At 63.6% G+C, this 17699-nt stretch carries 14 protein-coding genes; 3 read left to right on the forward strand and 11 right to left on the reverse strand.

Annotation, left to right across the window (positions count from 1 at the left end):
- Window positions 1–252: 252 nt before the first annotated feature.
- From C8348_RS18630 to C8348_RS18660, 7 genes are all read right to left on the reverse strand, one after another.
- Window positions 253–1053, reverse strand: a complete 801-nt coding sequence (locus C8348_RS18630; RefSeq protein ID WP_106754813.1) for an SDR family NAD(P)-dependent oxidoreductase — start codon at window positions 1051–1053, stop codon at window positions 253–255.
- Window positions 1054–1068: 15 nt separating this feature from the next.
- A complete protein-coding gene (locus C8348_RS18635) occupies window positions 1069–2994 on the reverse strand; it encodes a capsular polysaccharide export protein, LipB/KpsS family (RefSeq protein WP_157950464.1) in 1926 nt (641 codons plus the stop codon).
- Entirely contained in the window at window positions 2991–4328 is a 1338-nt protein-coding gene (locus C8348_RS18640; RefSeq protein ID WP_106754815.1) for a capsule biosynthesis protein, read from the reverse strand. Before C8348_RS18640 ends, C8348_RS18635 begins: the two co-directional genes overlap by 4 nt.
- 97 nt (window positions 4329–4425) lie before the next feature.
- The gene (locus C8348_RS18645; RefSeq protein ID WP_106754816.1) at window positions 4426–4629 is read right to left on the reverse strand and encodes a DUF6447 family protein; all 204 of its coding nucleotides are present in this window, start codon (window positions 4627–4629) and stop codon (window positions 4426–4428) included.
- A gap of 101 nt (window positions 4630–4730) precedes the next feature.
- The gene (locus C8348_RS18650) at window positions 4731–5378 is read right to left on the reverse strand and encodes an ABC transporter ATP-binding protein (RefSeq protein WP_106754817.1); all 648 of its coding nucleotides are present in this window, start codon (window positions 5376–5378) and stop codon (window positions 4731–4733) included.
- Window positions 5379–5387: 9 nt separating this feature from the next.
- Window positions 5388–6212, reverse strand: a complete 825-nt coding sequence (locus C8348_RS18655) for an ABC transporter permease (protein ID WP_157950465.1) — start codon at window positions 6210–6212, stop codon at window positions 5388–5390.
- The gene (locus tag C8348_RS18660; RefSeq protein WP_106754819.1) at window positions 6209–7456 is read right to left on the reverse strand and encodes a KpsE/RkpR family capsule polysaccharide export protein; all 1248 of its coding nucleotides are present in this window, start codon (window positions 7454–7456) and stop codon (window positions 6209–6211) included. The genes C8348_RS18655 and C8348_RS18660 overlap by 4 nt, the downstream gene beginning before the upstream one ends.
- A 385-nt stretch (window positions 7457–7841) precedes the next feature.
- On the opposite strand from C8348_RS18660, the gene gmd reads away from it, so the two are divergent.
- Both gmd and C8348_RS18670 read left to right on the forward strand, forming a co-directional pair.
- Complete coding sequence (gene gmd, locus C8348_RS18665; protein ID WP_106754820.1) at window positions 7842–8816, forward strand: GDP-mannose 4,6-dehydratase; 975 nt, start codon at window positions 7842–7844, stop codon at window positions 8814–8816.
- 27 nt (window positions 8817–8843) lie between these two features.
- Entirely contained in the window at window positions 8844–9920 is a 1077-nt protein-coding gene (locus C8348_RS18670; protein ID WP_106754821.1) for a hypothetical protein, read from the forward strand.
- A 21-nt stretch (window positions 9921–9941) separates the two neighbouring features.
- On the opposite strand, the gene C8348_RS18675 is transcribed toward C8348_RS18670, so the two are convergent.
- Window positions 9942–12095, reverse strand: a complete 2154-nt coding sequence (locus C8348_RS18675) for a glycosyltransferase family 4 protein (RefSeq protein ID WP_198647135.1) — start codon at window positions 12093–12095, stop codon at window positions 9942–9944.
- Window positions 12096–12315: 220 nt separating this feature from the next.
- Between C8348_RS18675 and C8348_RS18680 the strand changes: the two genes are divergently transcribed.
- Window positions 12316–13653, forward strand: coding sequence for a DUF4214 domain-containing protein (locus C8348_RS18680; protein WP_106754823.1), 1338 nt, complete (start codon window positions 12316–12318; stop codon window positions 13651–13653).
- Window positions 13654–13670: 17 nt separating this feature from the next.
- On the opposite strand, the gene C8348_RS18685 is transcribed toward C8348_RS18680, so the two are convergent.
- The 3 genes from C8348_RS18685 to C8348_RS18695 are packed head-to-tail and all read right to left on the reverse strand — an operon-like array spanning window position 13671 to window position 17412.
- Window positions 13671–14984: a glycosyltransferase family 4 protein gene (locus tag C8348_RS18685; protein ID WP_106754824.1), complete on the reverse strand. Its 1314-nt coding sequence runs from the start codon at window positions 14982–14984 to the stop codon at window positions 13671–13673.
- Window positions 14968–16362 (reverse strand): capsule biosynthesis protein, encoded by a 1395-nt coding sequence (locus tag C8348_RS18690; protein ID WP_106754825.1) that lies wholly within the window; start codon window positions 16360–16362, stop codon window positions 14968–14970. The genes C8348_RS18685 and C8348_RS18690 overlap by 17 nt, the downstream gene beginning before the upstream one ends.
- Window positions 16363–16398: 36 nt before the next feature.
- Entirely contained in the window at window positions 16399–17412 is a 1014-nt protein-coding gene (locus tag C8348_RS18695) for a polysaccharide biosynthesis/export family protein (RefSeq protein ID WP_208983814.1), read from the reverse strand.
- Window positions 17413–17699: the final 287 nt, after the last annotated feature.

Consider the following 17699-nt stretch of genomic DNA (forward strand, 5'->3'; position numbering starts at 1 on the left):
CGGCCAGACGTAGAGTCACAAAACGTCCGAGGGAAGCCTAGTCAGGAAGGTAATTGCCCTGGATTTAAGCCCGCTCCCCCCACCCCCAGACCCCTCCCCACGAGGGGGAGGGGAGCGGAGAGGCTCCGACAAGGTTAAACTCTCTAGGCACAGTCCTTCGCATCGAGCATGTGCCAGATTTCATATGCGATAACCTTGCCCTCAAGGGGGGAGAGGGAGGCTGCGGCAAGCGACACGTCTGCTCCGATCCCCCTACTCCCGCTCGAACCGCGGATCCGGGTCGATCTCGGCTTCCAATCCCTTCATGAACAGGTCGGCGAGCTTGGGGGGCAGCAGGCCCTGAAGGTAGATGCCGGTGGCGAGCAGCAGCGGGAAGGCATGGATCGCGGCGCGGCGCTCGATGGCACGGCGCATGCGGCGGGCGGCGTCCTCGGCTGAGATCTCGAAGGGTTTGGCACCCTTGTGCCGGGCCGACATGGGCGAGGTGACAAAGCCCGGGCACAGGATCGTCACCGACACGCCGAAGGGCTTCAACCAGCCGCGCAGGGAATGGCCATAGGCGACCACGGCGGCCTTGGAGGCGCTGTAGGACGGCATGTCCGGCAGGGCACGCAGGCCAGCCAGCGAGGCAACGAGCGCGATCCGGCCCTGGCCCCTGAGGCGCATCGGCTCCACCAGCGCCGTCACCGTATTGATGACCCCGCCAAGGTTGATGTCGAACTGCCGGTCGGACGCTGCATCCGGCTCGCGCGAGCGGGCCGGTCCAAGCCCGCCGGTGACGCCGGCATTGGCGATCACCAGATCCACCGGATGGCGGCCGTCGAACTCGGCGAGCGCGGCCCTGAGCGCGGCCCTGTCACGCACGTCGATGGCCGCCCATTCTGCCGTTGCCCCGCGCGCCTCGACATCACGGGCCAGCGCCTTGAGCTTGTCCGCATCACGGGCCACCAGCAGCAGCACGCGGCCGGGCGCGGCATACTCAAGCGCCAGCGCCGTGCCGATGCCCCCGCTGGCGCCGGTCAGGACAATCGAGGTGGGGGAGAAACGGGCCATGCAGTCCTCGGGAGGTTAAAGGCCCAGGCGTCGGCCGAGCCAGGAAAGATGCCGCCAGAAGTCGGCAACGAGCCGGTGACGCCGGCTCTGGCGCTGTGCCACAAGCCGGGCGATGACGTCTTCCGGCCGGCAGGGCAGCAGCGTCACGGGGTCGATGCAGCGGGTGTAGACCACCAGCGCCAGATAGACCAGCTCGTCAAGCTCCCGCGCCCGCCCGCGCCGCTCACTGGCGGTCAGGTCCTCGCTCAGGCCCCAGCCGGCATAGAACGGCAAACCGTGCGTCGTCACCGCCTTGCCGCGCAGCATCGCCTCGAAGCCGGACAGGGAGGAGAAGGTCTCGATCTTGTCCGCCGCCTCGATCAGATCCACGATATCGGCATCGCGGGCGACGAAATCCGCAAGACCGACGAGGTCCGAGTCGTCGATCTTGCCCTTGCGCAGGCCGGTTTCCACGTCCGGATGCGGCTTGAACACCAGATAGGCGTCCGGATTGCGCTGCCGGGCGAGCCGCAACAGGTCCAGATTGACGTTGGGGGTGCTGGCGCAGTCGATGGTCGCGGACTTCGACCGGCGCACGGCCGCATCGTCGGCGACCTGGCCGGGCACCAGAACCACGTGCCGGTCTGTCGGGAAGGCATAGCTGCGCCGTTCGCCGAAGTTGTACTTGGTGATCCGCGCCGCCACGATGGCCCGGCGCAGGGCGGCACCGCGCGCCTTCTGCTGCGCACTGACGTCCGCCTCCATCAGCAGACGCTCGAGGGCGCTGGGGCGCGAGGGATCGTAATAGATGCCGAGATCATCAACGGCGAGCGAGGCCCCGCGGGCAAGACCGGCGCCGAGCCCGACCGAGCGCAGGAAGCCATCCTCGATGCGCAGCAAGGGCACGCCGATTGCTTCGGCCGCGGCCTCCAGGTCCGGCGTCGTCTTGCTGGCCCAGGACAGGATCCGCCCGCCGGTCTTGCGCGCGCCCTCCAGCGCCGCTGCCGGGGCACTGCAGAAGGTGACGCCGCCAGCACCGGCAAAGGTCGCGCGGATCGCCGGATGGTTCCAGCTCTGCGCGCCAACGCAATAGGTGCTCTGGGCATTGCGGCTGTAGGCATCTGCCAGCGCCGCCCCAATGTCGAGGCCTTCGGCAAGGCTGACGGCCTGACGCTGATAGGGTTCGATCCAGGCCAGCCCCTCGGCAGCCAGAACGGCGGTCAGCTCATCACGATCCGGTGCCGCCGCAATCAGCGCTGCCGGCGAACCAGCGGGGGCCTCGGCCAGCGTGATGCCGCTGAGGACCGCGTAGAGCGCCAGCGACGCGCTGTCGGTCTCCAGCTGGCTTGCGGCAGCCAGCCATGGGCGCGGATTGCCGGGGCTCGGCGCGGCGCGCAGCAGGCGGGCGCTGGTGTCGCTGCAAGGCGCGAAAGCCCCGTTGCCACTGGCGACGAGGCGAAACTCGCCGTCATCCGGCGGCCGGTCGGCCTGCAGGTGACGCAGCTCGAGCGGGAAGTTCGTTGTCTGCGGCAGGTCCAGCGGCGCGTGGCGATACCAGGGATCTGGCCAGTCCGCGCGCCAACAGCCAAGCGCTGCGCCATGGTCGGCCGGTGCTAGCGCGCGCAAGGAAGACAAGAACGCCGTCTGCGGCTGTTCCGACAGCAGCAGCACCCGTGATGGCACGACAACGAGCCCGACCACATGCGGAAAACGGCTCACCGGCTCCGTGCCGAAGGGCCCAGGAAACACGAGGGCAAGGCAGGCCCCCGTTACCAGCGCCTCGTTGCGGGCCCGTGCATAGGCCGATGCATCGAACCCGGTGGCGATGATGCGCCGGCGGCCATTGGCCATGCTGCAGGCAGCCAGCGGTCCGGTCCGGCTGCGCGACAGCGCAATCAGATCCGCATGCAAGGGCTCCAGCGCCGGATCGGTCACCGCCAGGCGTGGTGAGCGTCTCCTCACAGCGGCACCCCGAGCGCCCGCGCCCGCGCCAGACGCTGGGGCGGCGTCACATGGGCAGCCCCCTGATTGAGACCGCGATCGAGGATACGGCGCGTCATGTTCCCGGCCGCCGCCTCCAGGCCCTCGCGGTTGTGGATCGATCCGCGAACCTGAATATGGGCGGCGATTGCCCGGATGTAGTCGTCGAGCAGCTCCGGGTCCGGGCGCTGCGGCGCTGTCCAGAAGCCATCGAGCGGACCGGCATGGGTCAGCCCGCGAATGTCGAAATGGGCCGGCACCAGCGTCTTGACCGGACAGCCGGCCTGCATGGCTTCCAGCCCGGCCGTGCTGTTCAGGGTCACCACGCCGGCGGCGCGCTGGAACAGAGGACCCAGCGTGCCGCCGTCGAAGAACAGCACTCTGTCGCGCACGTCGTGCCGGTCGGCAATCGCCGCTGTCCGCTCTGGCCAGCGCTCGAACCCGGCATCGAGCGGATGGCTCTTGAGAACAAGGCGACTCGCCTGCGGTGCATGGGCGGCGAAGGAGGCAATGACGGTCTCGATGACCTCGGCAAAGCTCGCGTAGGGGGAATGGGCGCGCAGCTGGAAGTCCCCCTCCAGCTGCAGCGGCAGCACGAAAAAGGGCGCGTTGCCCGCAAACAGCAGCGCCTGCTCACTGGCGACAGCCGTGTTGCGGCGGCCCTTGCCGAGAAGACGCAGCCCATGGGCGGGATATTCGACAAGCGGATGATAGATCGTGTGACGCTGATAATGCGGATAGGTAAAGCCAGCGAACACATTGAAAAGATTGTAGATCATGTCCGGGATCGCCTCGAGGGCGAAGGAGCCGGGATAGATCGGCTCAAGGTCAGCCTCCGGGGCCTCGGCCGCCAGCGCCCGGATCGCATCCGGATCGTCGGGGAAGCGGCTCAAGGTGGAGAGGCCGTCGCGCTCGAGGGTCAGATAGCCGGGGCGCAGATATCCAAGTTCGGTCACCGCGATCTGGATGCCGAGCGGGGCCGCTGCCGCGATCGCCGCCTTGTGATAGATCCGCTGGTCGCCGTGCAGCACCAGATCGGTGACAGCGTTCTGGCGCAGATAATCGTCGATGAAATGCCGGAACGCTTCCGGCTGCCCGCGATAGGACAGCGTATCCGGGCCGCGCCAGTGCAGCCAGTCGCCGGGGCAGAAATTGATCCGGGACACATGATGCCTCTCCTGCCGCATCAACGCGCCCATGCGGGCGTAGAGCGGACAGAGCGGCCCCTGCAGGAACAGGATATGCCGAGAGGCAGCCCCCGGTCCGGCAGCGCCTGCCGGCGGGTCGGCTAGTTCCAGGTCGGTAGCCCCGAGCATCCCGCTTGTTCCTTCCCCGCCTGCAGCGGCCACGGCCGGATCAGAGGCGTCGGCCGGCCCGTCCCTCACAACGCGGCAAGGGACGGGAGGTTCCGTGTCAGGCCATCTTGTCCAGTTCGGCCTTCAGCGCATGGCTGTGGATCGTCCGCCAGGTCGTCATGGTCTCGATCTCGTTCTGCGCCATGGCGATCTTGCGATCGACTTCCTGCAGGTTGCGCAGCTGGTTCTGGGCTTCCGAACTGAGGTCGGAAAGCTTGTAGACCTTGCCATCGATGGTGACGGTATTGTCCGAAGCGCTCATCTGTCTCGTCTTTCTTTTCGTTTCAGGCGTGCAGTCCACCGGACCGACGTAGCCATGTCATCCGTATAAGGGTGCAGGCGCGACACGTCAAAGCCGGGGGTTCAGAGATTGTTGTAGATGTCGAGGGCGAGGGGAATGTCCTGGAAAAACTTGGACCGGCCCTGATGCAGCACAAGAGCGCCATTGCAATAGTCATTGAGAATGGCGGCATCATGGGAGACCAGCAGCAAGGCGCGGTCCGCCCGCTTCTCGAAGATCTCTTCCTTGCACTTGCGGTGGAAGCGCTGGTCACCGACGAAAATAACCTCGTCGATGAGATAGCAATCAAAGTCGATGGCGAGCGACAGGCCAAAGGCAAGCCGCGCCCGCATGCCGGAGGAATAGGTTTTCACCGGCTGGGCGAGATAAGCACCAAGCTCGGAAAAATATTCCACGTAATCGAAGACCTCTCGGTACTCGCGATCATACAGGCGTGCGATGAACTTCATGTTGTCGATGCCGGTCAGGCTGCCCTGGAAGCCGCCATTCAGGCCGAGCGGCCAGGACAGGGTCATATCGCAGTGGATCTTGCCGGAGGTCGGGTACTCAAGCCCGCCGAGAAGACGGACCAGCGTCGACTTGCCGGCGCCATTGCGCCCGAGCACTGCCAGCCGCTCGCCCTTGCGCACCTCGAAATTCACCCCATCCAGCACCCGCTTGGTGCTGTGGCCATGCCGGTATTCCTTGACGAGATCAACGACACGAATCAAGGCACGCGCTCACTGCAGATCGACATAGGACCGGGCGTCCTTCAGGAAGTATAGGCCAAGCACCGTGATCACCGCCGAGACGTAGATTGCCACGGGGAGATTATAGTAGGTCGCAACCGTCGGCCCGAAGATGCCATGGCGAATATACTCCACGGCACTGACCTGCGGAATAAGTATGATGTATTCGCGCAAGGGTTCGGGCAGCCAGCTGACCATATAGAAAGTCCCTGACAGCGGAATCATGATGTAGGACAGTGGGTTCCAGATCTTTTCGACGATTTCCGAACGCTCGGACAGGGCACCGATCAGAATAGCGACAGCGACCGAATACCAGGCATAAAGCCCCCAGCCGAACAGGATCGGACCGAGGTCATCGGGCATCTCCACGAAGCCCCAGATGTAGAAGATGATCCAGGTGATGAAAAACGCCGCCAGCGTTCCGATCACCTCGACCCCCATGCGGGCCATGTACATGGCAAAGATTGTAACCTGGCGATGATACATCAGTTCCAGGTTGGCCTGCATACAGCGCAGCGCGCGCATGACGCAGTGGCGGTACATCAGCAGTGGCATGTAGCCGGACAAGAGAAACGGTACGATCGGCGTCTCAACATGACTGCTCGACTTGGCTAGCGACCACATGCCGATCACGCCGAGGCAGAACAGCACCGGCTCGATGATGATCCAGGCAAAGCCGATATTGTCGCGGCCGAACCGGGTGTGGATTTCGCGCATCACCAGCGCGCCAATCACACGGGTCTGGGTCGAGGCCATCGCCCTGGCATTGCTCAGCCAGCCCGGCTGCCTGCGCTCCTGACCCGGCTGTCGGCTCAATGCTTGTGCTCCCGGGCATTCACATACAGCAGCCAGATGATGGCATAGCCAAGGAAGAACGTCATGAAGACCGTGAGTATGCGCAGGATACGCTGCGGGAAACGGGCATAGTCAGGCGCATTCGGCTCGATGATCCGCTCAAGGTAAAGCTGCTTGCGCGCGGCCTCGATGCGGGCAGACGACAAGTTCGCCTGGGCCGTCAACAAAGCCTTGGCCGCGAACTCCTGTTCGAGAACCAGTTGCTCATATTCGGCATAGGTGCCAACAAGCGACCCGGTCTGGCTGACCAGCTTGGCCTTCTCCTGCTCGAGCTGAGCTACGACCGCATCCAGACGCTTCTGCAGCACCTGAATCTGGACGCTGTTGGGCGTCTGCTCGGTAATCAGGCGCAGCTGGGTTTCCAGCTTGGCCTGCTCGCCGGCCATCTCGCCAATCAATTCCAGCGCCGCCTTGGACGCAAGTTCAGGATCGACAATGCCCTCCTTGACCCGGAAGGCCTTCATCTTCAGCTGATTGTCCAGAACACGTTGTTCGGCGTTGCGCACTTCGGTTCGCGCCAGCGTCAGGCTGTCCTCCCGTGACCGCGTGTTCATCCGGTTGATGAGTTGTTCGGCGTTGGTCAGAAGCGCTTCGGCGATGCTTTTTGCATCTTCCGGCGTAAAGGCACGCACAGTCACTGTCGAAATGCCGGAGGCCGTATCATGCTTGGGTGTTACGTGCCGGCTGAAGTGGTCGTACATGCCTTCGAAAGTCGATCCGTCGATCAGGTTCGGATAGGCCGAAAGGAAGTCGATGAAGTCGCGGCCCATCAAGGTCTTGTAGTCGATACTGGACTGGACATCGCGCAGCGCATCACGGGAGGCCATGTAATCGAGGACGGAATAGGTTTGCTCCTGCGCCGGGCCAAGGCCAGTGGTCTGCAGCAGGGCTCCCAGGCCACCGACTTGCGGCTTGTCCGAGGAGCGGACGATGAAACGGGCCTCGGATTCATACTGATCGGACGCGATGAAGCCGTAATAGATAAAAGCAAAGAACGTCGGCACCATGACCAGCGCAATGAATGCTCCCCAGCCGCCGATTCGCAGCTGCGACTTCCAGTCCTTGCGTACATGGTCGAACGCCCCGGCAGGCGCCCGCGACAGGCGTTGCAACGGCTTGGCGATGCTGGCCGGGCTGAGCGTCTTGAATCCCGAGGGGGCCTCCGGCTTCACCATGGACGGTTCCTTGAGCTGCTGGTCTGTCATCGCGTTTCTCTGGGCAATTTACCACAACGCCGCCTGGCCGCCGCGGCCTTTCCTGCCCGTTATCTGCCTGTTGCCCGGCCCGTTGGGCTGGGTGCCTTTCGCATCCTGCCGACCGCTCACGGCGTTTCCACCGGGTCTGCCAGCCAGGTTCCCCGGGCTGTCAAGCCCGGCGCCACGATCCGCCATGCGCGCGGCTTTCGGATCACGCGCGGGCTCTCGCCCGCCTTGATGTATCGGTTTGCCGTTCCTCGTTCAAGCACAGCAAGGCCCTGAGCAGTGCCGCGTCTGTTGACGCTTGCCTGATGAAGGTTTAATCCGCCGAGGCTCGGGTTTGGTTTTACGGACCCCTCACGGCAAGGCGTTAGATGCGAAGGGTGGCTGTTTGATGGCGAAGACGGCTCTGATCACGGGGGTGACCGGCCAGGACGGCGCCTATCTCTCCAGGCTTTTGCTGGAGAAGGGATACAAGGTTTACGGCCTTGTCAGGCGCTCCAGCCATTTCGGCGTCAATGACCACCGGCTGCGCTGGCTCGGCATCGAGCGCGAGGTGGAGTATATCGACGGCAACCTGACCGACCTTTCCTGTCTCATTCGCGCCGTGCGCGAGACGAAGCCGGACGAGGTCTACAATCTCGCGGCCCAGTCTTTCGTCAAATCCTCCTGGGAACAGCCCATCCTGACCGGAAATGTCACCGGTATCGGTGCCGTAAACGTGCTTGAAGCCGTGCGCATCGAAGCGCCTCAGGCTCGCTTCTACCAGGCCTCCTCGTCCGAGATGTACGGCCTCATCCAGGAGCCGCTGCAGTCAGAGACGACCCCGTTCTATCCGCGCTCGCCCTATGCCGCCGCGAAGCTCTACGCCCACTGGATGACGGTGAATTACCGCGAGAGCTTCGGGATGCACACCACCTCGGGCATCCTGTTCAATCACGAATCGCCGCTGCGCGGTCTGGAGTTCGTGACCCGCAAGGTCACGGATGCAGTCGCCCGCATCAAGCTCGGCAAGCTCGACGTGCTGGAGATGGGCAACCTGGACGCCAAGCGCGACTGGGGTCACGCGCGCGATTATGTTGAAGCCATGTGGCTGATGCTGCAGCAGGACACGCCGGATGACTATGTCGTGGCCACCGGCCGCACCACCACGGTGCGCGACATGATCAACATCGCCTTCGCCCATGTCGGCCTCAATCCGGACGATTACATCCGCATCAACCCGGCTTTCCTGCGGCCAGCTGAAGTGGATGTACTGCTGGGCGATGCCGGCAAGGCCCGCGAAAAGCTTGGCTGGACGGCGACGACCAGTCTCGAGGACATGATCACCGAAATGGTCGAGGCGGATCTTGCCCGCCACAAGGGCTGACATCCGTCCGGAACAGGACTGCGCCAGATGATCTATACGGTTCTCGGTTTGCCGGGTCCTTTCACCAACTGGTGCCGCGCCGTGCTGTGCGAACTGATCGCAGAACGCGGTGAACGAGCCTCGGACACGCATATCGCCGGGAGCCTGGCCGATATCGCAACCGAGCTGATGCGCCGGGACGAAGAACATCTGGTGTTTTCCGCCGGGCGCCCGGACGTGGCACTGACAGGACGGCTGAAGGAGTTTCGCCGTCCGATCCTGCTCGCCCTGTCGGATCCGCGCCAGGGCGCCCTCCACCTCTTCCGAAGCGGCAAGGCGGATGAACGCACCAGCGTGCGCCTGATTTCCGGTGATTGCTCGTGCCTCGTCGGGTTCAATGACACCGACCACGTCACCCGCCTGCATCTGGAAGATGCACTTTCCGATCCGCTCAGCGCCATCCAGAGGATCGGGGCAGCTTTTGGCGTGCGCGCGGATGTTTTGCAGGCCCGGCGCGTGCTGGAGCGGACAGTAACCCAGCTGGCCGATACCACGGGCCAGGACAATGGCGGCGCAGACCCGAAGGCCGGGCTGGTCGAGAGCTTCGGCGAGGCGCTTGGCGCTGCTGCCGACTATGTCCTCGGGGGCTTCGAGCAACTCCTGAAAGGCGATCGCGATGCACCGCTGATCATCACCAAGGAGTTCTTTCTCGCCGGTGACCCGCCGCATGACCATGTCACACATCCGCTGGACATGACCGGCCGCGCCCGCTTCATCGCCTTCGGGCCCTATATGCATATTCCCGCAGGAGCGTGGGCCCTGCGCTATGTCGTCGGTTTCTCGGCCGAGGCCATGGGCACGCCCTGCATCATCGACGTCGGTGTGTCGGAAGGCCCAGTCTATCACGAACTGACGCGGGCCCACATGGCCGTGTCGTCGCGCGGGCGGATGGAAATTTCCCTGTCCTTCGAAATCACCGATCCGTTGATGCCGCTGCAGGTCCGGCTTCTGACCGAAAAGGCGATCTTCGACGGCCGCATGGCCATCGGCTATGCCGAGTTCCGCCGCAAGGCGCACCACGACGCGGGCGACCTCGACACCAGCACTCTCTTGCCGCCGGCCTGACCCTGCACGCCGGCGCGGACCTTATTTGTCCAGCTTCGGGCGAACCAGGCGGATACGCTGTTCCATTGCAATCAGCGGCTGGGCTTCGACCGGGCTGGCAACGCCCAGCGCCCGGACGGCCAGCAGGATTGGCTGCAACCGGTCATCGCGCGGCATGAGCCCCTCGACGGCGAGGCTCAACCGGATGACCCCATCAGCATCAGCCGGCACGCCGCAGACCACCTGGAACGCACCAGCCCGAACCTCAAGACGTCCCAGTTCGGTTGCGCCCGAGCGGAACACCAGCCGGTTGCCTTCCTTGCCAGGTGTCCGAAACTGCAGCTCCAACGAGACGGGCAGCACAAGGCCAGGTGCCGGCGCCGGACCTTCGAGCCGAAAGGCAAGGTCCGCACTGTTCCCGGTCAGCCACTTGACCTGGACCTCGTCCCATACCCACTTGTCGTCAAAGACGAAATCGGCCTCGGCCAATTCACGCATCCGGTCGATGCGCGGTTCAAGGGCAGACTCCGCGAAGGAAATCTGTGCCCCTTCCCGCAATTGCGCAATGAGCTCCTCCGGACGCTCGTCGGCACCATCATAGGGCGCCGTGCGGGTCAGGACCTCGGCAAAGCGGGCACGCATCTCGTCAGCCACCTGCGGCCAGATGACGGGCCGGAACTCGGAAGCGATCCGTGCGCGGCGGGCCTCCAGCGCACCGGGCGTGAACAGCAGTTCCTCCACCAGCGCCAGACCGCCCGTCACATTGTAGGGGTCAACATAGTCGACGAGATCGCCGCCGACCTCCGGCATGGACGATGTAGTTGATGCAATGCAGGGCGTCCCAAAGGCCAGGCTCTCGCCGATCGGCAGACCCCAGCCTTCCACAAAGCTCGGGAAAGCCGAGAACTGCGCCGCCCGGTAGAGCAACGACAGGTCGGCGTCGGACACGTTGCTAAGGATGTGCAGCTTGCCGTCCAGATGATTACGGGACGCAAAGCTCCCCATCAGATCCTTCACCCGCCAGCCAGGGCGCCCAACAAAGACCAGTTCCGGCACATGATCAGAGGGGTATTTCTCCAACAGTTTCTGCCAGATCTGGAACAGGTAGTTGTGGTTCTTGCGCGCCTCGATGGTGGAGACGAACAGCACGAAGGGCTTGTCGAGCAGCCTTTTCACCGCAGAGCTTGCGCGGCCGGCGGCGCATTCGCCGCTGTCGAGCTGATGCGCCAGCTTCACCGGACGCACGGGCGCCAGCGGTATGCCGCGTTCAGCGCAATAGCGCTTCAGTTCAACAGCGGAAAACTCCGAGATCGTGAAGATGACATCGGCAAGGCGAATGAAATGAAACAGGCAGCGGGAGAACCGGGCCACCAGCTCCGGCGCGCAAAACTCCGGATGGGTGATCGGGATGATGTCATAGATATAGACCGCGATCCGCACCCCGGCGCGCTTCAGCGACTGGTAGACATTGGCGCTGTCCGGCAGCATCCAGAAGGCGCCGGCGACAAAGACCACGTCACCGGCGCGCGGCACATAGACCTCGGCGCCCTGCTCTGCCCGGGCAATGATGCCGCGGATCTCGCCGTGATCGACCGGCTGGCGCCGCAGCGCGGCCGACAGATCAAGCACCGTCTCGGCCGCGATGGTGTAATAGGCGCGCGTCACCTCATCCAGATACGACAGGCGGAACGTATTGCCGCCAGCCCGGATGATGCTTTCCGACAGGTGCAACTGCACACGCTGGATGCCGGACACCGTCGCGTGATCCTTGAGGAACTTGAAGATATCCGACAGGTCCATCAGCACCTGTTCGCCGCGCGCGACCAGGTTGCCGGCGGCAGCGGCAAAGGTATCGGCGTCAAGGCTTGCACCCAGCGCCCTGAGCTCGCGGAAGGCCGCGCGGTCTTCGCTGTTGAGGACAAACGCCTGCCGATAGGCGACTTCGCAGGCTTCCAGATCGCCCATCACCTTGTGCAGATGCCCTTTCATCAGGAAGGCATCGGCGTTGTCGGGCTTGAGCGCGATGGCGCGGGCGTAAGCCGCCAGCGCCTCGTTGTGGCGGCCTGCCTCCTTCAGCATGTTGCCGCGCTGGATCCAGATGCCGTCCGCTTCCGGCTTCAGATCGAGAAAAGCGGCGTAAAGCTCTGCAGCCTCGCCCCATTTGCCGGCGTCACGGGCAAGGTCAGCCTCGCGCAATATCGGCCCCGCTTTCTTCCCAGCGCCACGGCTCAGCAATCGGCGAAACGGGTCCACGGCATATCTCCAATCCGGATACGAACGGGGTGACATACCCGTCCGGCTACCGCTTTTCAACAAGGCAGATTTCAACGGCATGACGGCACCTTGCCGTATTTCTGCCAAGGAGCCGGTCAAAGCTCGCGGACGGGCAAGCGCAGGGTGCCATCAGGAGATTTGAATGACCTATTATGTGAATGAGACCAGCTATCCTGCCAAGTCTGTCGTGTTTATCAAGGCGACCTGGGGCAACACGACCTTCACCGGTACAGGGTTCCTGGTCGGCCGTAACGACCTTTTGACCGCTGCCCACGTTGTTTATGATCCGAAGCTCGGGCGCATCGCCGACACGATCAAGATCTATCCAGTTTACAACCCGGACAAGATCAACCAGAATTTCTACTCCTATGCAGCCATTGATTTCTACAGCAACTCCAATCCGGGTGCATTTGACCCGGACCGTGACGGCCTGATCTCTGCTGGCGACAAGAATTTCCGCACAATGGGTCACGCCGAGGTTGACCTTGCCTTCCTGTCCCTCTCCAAGCCGCTTGGCGACACCTATGGCTGGTTCGGTATCGACCCGGATTTCAACAATGGCGGCAGGGTATCGGTGATCGGCCATCCCGGAGCCTATGACAATTACTCGGTCCGCGACGAAGGCTCGGTCTATGCCGATGCAGTCGATCAGGTCTACATCAACGAAGGCAATCTCGAGATCAACTCCGGCAATTCCGGCGGTCCGATCTTCTATGAAGGCGCCAATGGTCCCTATGCCGTCGGGCTTGTTTCTACCAAGTCCTATTTCACGGATATCGGCGGCCACTGGAGCTGGCTCAAGGAGAGCATGAAAGACAACGACCGCTTCATCGAAGGCTATGCCGGACATACGGTCACCGGCACATCCGGCAATGATGTCTTTGGTCTGTTCGCGGGCAAGGGCCGCTACACCAGCGTTGGCAATGACACCATCTACGGTGGGGCCGGTCGCGATACAGTCAAGTATCAGGGGCCAGGAAGTGATTTCACCTTCACCCGAAACGGAAACACGATTGTCGTGACCGACAAGACCGGCGCCGAGGGACGCGACACGCTCTATGATATCGAGCGTCTGTCGTTCGACAATGGCACGCTGGCCTTTGACCTGAACGGCAACGCCGGGCAGACCTATCGCCTGTACCAGGCGGCTTTCGCCCGGACCCCGGACAGTGCCGGTCTGTCGCACAACGTCAATCTCGTTGACCAGGGCATGAGCCTGAAGCAGATGGCCGGCGCCTTCATCGGCTCTGCCGAGTTTATCCAGCGCTATGGCTCGGGAACCTCCAATACGACCTATCTGACAGCGTTGTATCAGAACGTGCTCGGTCGCGGGCCGGATCAGGTTGGCCTCAACGGCTGGCTCGACCGTCTCTCCAGCGGCACCTGGGACCGCCAGGACGTTCTGCTCGGCTTCTCCGAAAGCCCGGAAAATCAGAACCTCGTCGGCGTCCACATCGCCAACGGCATCTGGCTGACGTGACTGGCGGGTCGGTTGAGTCAGGTGAAAGCCTGAGCCAGATATCGGTTCAGCACACGGAAATGGGCCGGCCAGGTCATGGCCTCCGGCACGCCCGGTTCGATGTCGAGCCGGGCGCCACGGTCGCCGCGCGCCAGGCCCTCGATGGCGCGCAACCAGCCGAGGCCATCGAGCGGGGACAGGAGACGGGCCGCCGGGCCCGCGACCTCACGGTGCACGGCAATGTCGGAGGCGATGACCGGGGCCCCCAATGCCTCGGCCTCGACAAGCGGCAGGCTGAAGCCCTCGACATAGGACGGCACCAGCACGGCGGCAGCGCCCTTCATCAGGGCCGCCACTTCCGCGTCGGTCAAGCCACCTGCCTCGTGCACATGGGCCGCCAGCGCCGGGCAGCGGTCAAGATAATCGACGATATTCTCGTTTTCCCAGCCCCGCCGTCCAATCAGCACCAGGCGCGGTGCTGCATCGCCGAGACGTTCCACCATGTCCCGCCAGAGTGGCAACAGCAGCAAGTGGTTCTTGCGCGGTTCGATGGTGCCAAGGACCACGAAATACGGTCTCTCCGGCTGCGGTTCGGTGAGCGCGCCCTCGGGAGACTGGAACTGGTCCTCGATCCCCAGCAGCGCCACCTCTGTGCGCGGGCTTCGCAGCGCGGCCTCGGCCACATGCGCAAGGAAGACATCGCGCGTGTAGGCCGAGTTGGTGATCACAAGGTCGGCATGGGCGGCCACAGTCGCCATGCGGCGGCGATGCAGGTCGTCATGGCCCGGCCGGCAGTATTCAGGGTGGGTGATCGGAATCAGGTCATGGATCAGGAACACCGGCCGGACGCCCGAGCGCTCCAGCCAGCGTGGCAGTGCGGGGGCGGTCAGATTGGAATGGGCGACGTTGATGTATACGCCGCCGTTGATCCGGTCCGGATTGTTGGACAATGTCCCCGCCACCTGTCCGGCCGCCCGCTTCACCCAGGCCGCAGCGCCTGTCACCGTATCGCGCCGTCCCCCCACCTGGGTTGCCGCCGGCGCGTCCAGTCCCAGGAACCGCAAGGTCCGGCCATAGGCGGCGCTGGCTCCGGTTTCGGTAACGCCCCAGTTGGCGGCAGTGCGATCCCGCAAGTCGAGGCCCGCAGAGCGTGGCAACAAGCGCAAACCGAAATCGCCGGCCTCGACAAAACCGAGATCAATGTCCATGCGAGCCAACAGATGATCTAGGTAAGCGTATTCAACCCGGTCGATGCCGGTCGGCGAGGCCCGCAGCCCACGGCCCATCAGCCGGGTGATGTCCAGCAGCACGGGGTGGCCCGACCGTGCGCCCGTCTCAGCCGCGCCAGGCATGGAACCACCTTTCGGTCTGCGTACCGTCATTGACCTGCTCGTCGAACGTGGTTGCAATCCCCGCGGCTCGGGCTTGAGCGAGACGCGGCGGAACCGGTTCGTTCGTTCCCAGCCCGTTCACCGTCCCCTCGGCTAGCCGCCGGGCCATGGCATAGGCCCCGGCGCGGCGACCTTTCTCGACGTAGAAGTTGCCCTTCACCTGGATCGTGGCGGCCAGAAGACGTTCGAGATGGTCGAGCAGGTCAGCGTCAGGTGGCGTGCGGTCAGCCCAGAACTGGTCGAGCGGCACCTGGCTGGTCAGGCCGGCAATGTCATAGAGCGCAATGCCCAGGACCTTGGTCGGGCAGCCCACGCGCAGGGCGTGAATGCCGGTGGTGCTGTTGATCATCAGCGCGCCCTTGGCGTGTTCCAGCAGACGGTTCAGGTTGCCACCGTCGATCACATAGACGCGCTTGCGCACGCCATAGCGCCGGGCAATCTGTTTCAGCAGCTTGGGCCAGGGCTCGATGCCATTGTCGAGCGGGTGGATCTTGAACACCAGCCGGGCCGACACCGGCGCGGACTTGGCAAAGGACCGGATCACCTCTTCCGCCGCCTCGCCGATATGGCTGAAGGGCGAATTGTAGCGCAACTGGTAGTCGCTCTGGATCTGCAGCGGGAACACGTAATAGGGGATGCCGCTGCCGATGACGTCGTCGATCAGGTGCTCGGCCACGCTGTTGCGCCAGCTCGACTGCACCAGCCGCGGAATGAACCGCAGATATTCCGCCAGCGGATGATAGAAGCGATCACGGGTGTAGCGCGGGAAGGAAAACCAGGAGCAGAAGACGTTGGAGAGGTTATAGACGACCTCGTGATAGGCTTCGAGCCAGAACGGATGCGTGTAAAGCGGACGCCGGTCTATTGGCGGCAAATCGCGGGCCAATGTCCGGATCCGCTCCGGATCGAGCGGAAACCGCGAATGCGCCGACATGCCGTCGCGCTCCAGCGTGATCCAGTCCGGGCGTAGGTAGCCGAACTCATAGGCGCTGGCGGACAAGCCAAGCTCGGCTGCCACTTCGGCGGCAGCAACGTGATAGGGCACTCGGTCGGCGTAATAGACCACGTCGGTCACACCGGTTCTGCGCGCGAAGTCGCGGAACCAGTCCATGAACCCGGCAAGAGTGCCTCGGTAACTGACCGCTCGCCCGTCATGCCAGGCGAGCCAATCGCCTGGACACAGGTTGATGCGAAGGGTTCGGTGCCCGAGCAACTCAAGTTCGTCGGCGACACGGCGGCAGAATACCGATGGTGGGCCTTGCAGGAAGACAAATGTCCTCTTGCCTTCACTGGCAGGTTCTGACCCACCTGCGCCCTGCCCTTGCGGCTTTTCCGCCATGGCCCCGTCCTTGTTCACCCTTCGAACAAGAAGGAATTACTTGTTCATGATCGCGGCAACGCCGATGGCATTGTTGGTCAGAGGCGCGATGATCTGCAGGAACTTGCCGAACTCCGCAGTCGGGTGGTTCGCCACATACAGGATGTCCTTGTCACGCATCTCGAAGAAGCGGGCCAGGAAGAACCCGCGCGGATCCTGCAGGCTGAGGCGATAGACCACCGGCACCTCGACCTGCCCGGCAAGCCTCTGCGCTAGGTCCGGCCGCAACTGACGCACCAGATCGGCCTCCTCGTAACGGAACAGGAAAATGCCACCCGCATCGGCGCGATAATCATTCAGGCCGCCGACCGTTGCCAGAGCCTCGGCCATGGAGACGGACTTGGTGCGGAACGGCACCAATTGGTTCGCCTTCGTCGCACCAAAGGCCGAGAAGGTGCGCGGGCGGTGTGACAGGAGGATGTTGTCGCCCGGTGCCACGAGCACGTTGTTCTCGGGGAAGTCGATGAGGTGTTCGAGACGGGTCGTGCCGGAGCGCGTTCCGCGCTTCAACGTCACGACTGTCTCGTAGGTTGCCGCACGGGCACCGCCGGCCTGGGCAACAAGTTCAAGCAGACGCGTGTCGCGAACCTGCAGCGGGTAGACGCCCGGCTTGGCCGCATCACCGACCACAACGGCGGTCGCGCTCATCTTGCCGGAGACGACAATCAGGACCTGCGGCTCCACCGCTTTGCCGGCCAGCTTGCTTTCGATGGTCTGGCGCAGTCCCTCGACCGACTGGCCCGCAGCCTGGATCCGGCCCGCGTAGGGAACAAAGATAAAGCCGCTCTCGTCGATGGTCGCCGGAATCAGCGTGCTGTCGCTGCCATTCGAAAACAGGCCCTCGCGCGAGGCTTCCCAGATCTTGATCTGCAGATTGTCGCCAACGCCAAGGCGTGCACCGGAGCCGCCGCCGCCCACGCCCTTGAACTGATTCATGAAAGCGAGCGGACGGTAGTTCTTCAGGTACTCGATGTTGCCCGGTGCAATATCGATGACGGCGTAGTTTTCCATGCCGGAGGGGACGGCGGACTGATCAGCGGTAATCTGGTCGGACGTGATGCCAATTGCAGTAGGCCCCTCGGACGGAAGCGCGGCACAGCCAGCTGCAAGCAATACTAAAGACAATAGCCACAACGACCGCATCGGTTCCCCGCTCACACCATCCTGTCCCAGCATTTCTCCTAGCACCCGGCGCGGGCAAAGTCCAAGCCGGGCTGCAGTTGCGTCTGTGCAGGGACGATACGCTGTGCTTCAATTACAACACCAAATGAAAGGAAAGCGTTAAGGTTCTGGTTTCG

The sequence above is a fragment of the Pannonibacter carbonis genome (assembly GCF_003012935.1).
Taxonomy (GTDB): domain Bacteria; phylum Pseudomonadota; class Alphaproteobacteria; order Rhizobiales; family Stappiaceae; genus Pannonibacter; species Pannonibacter carbonis.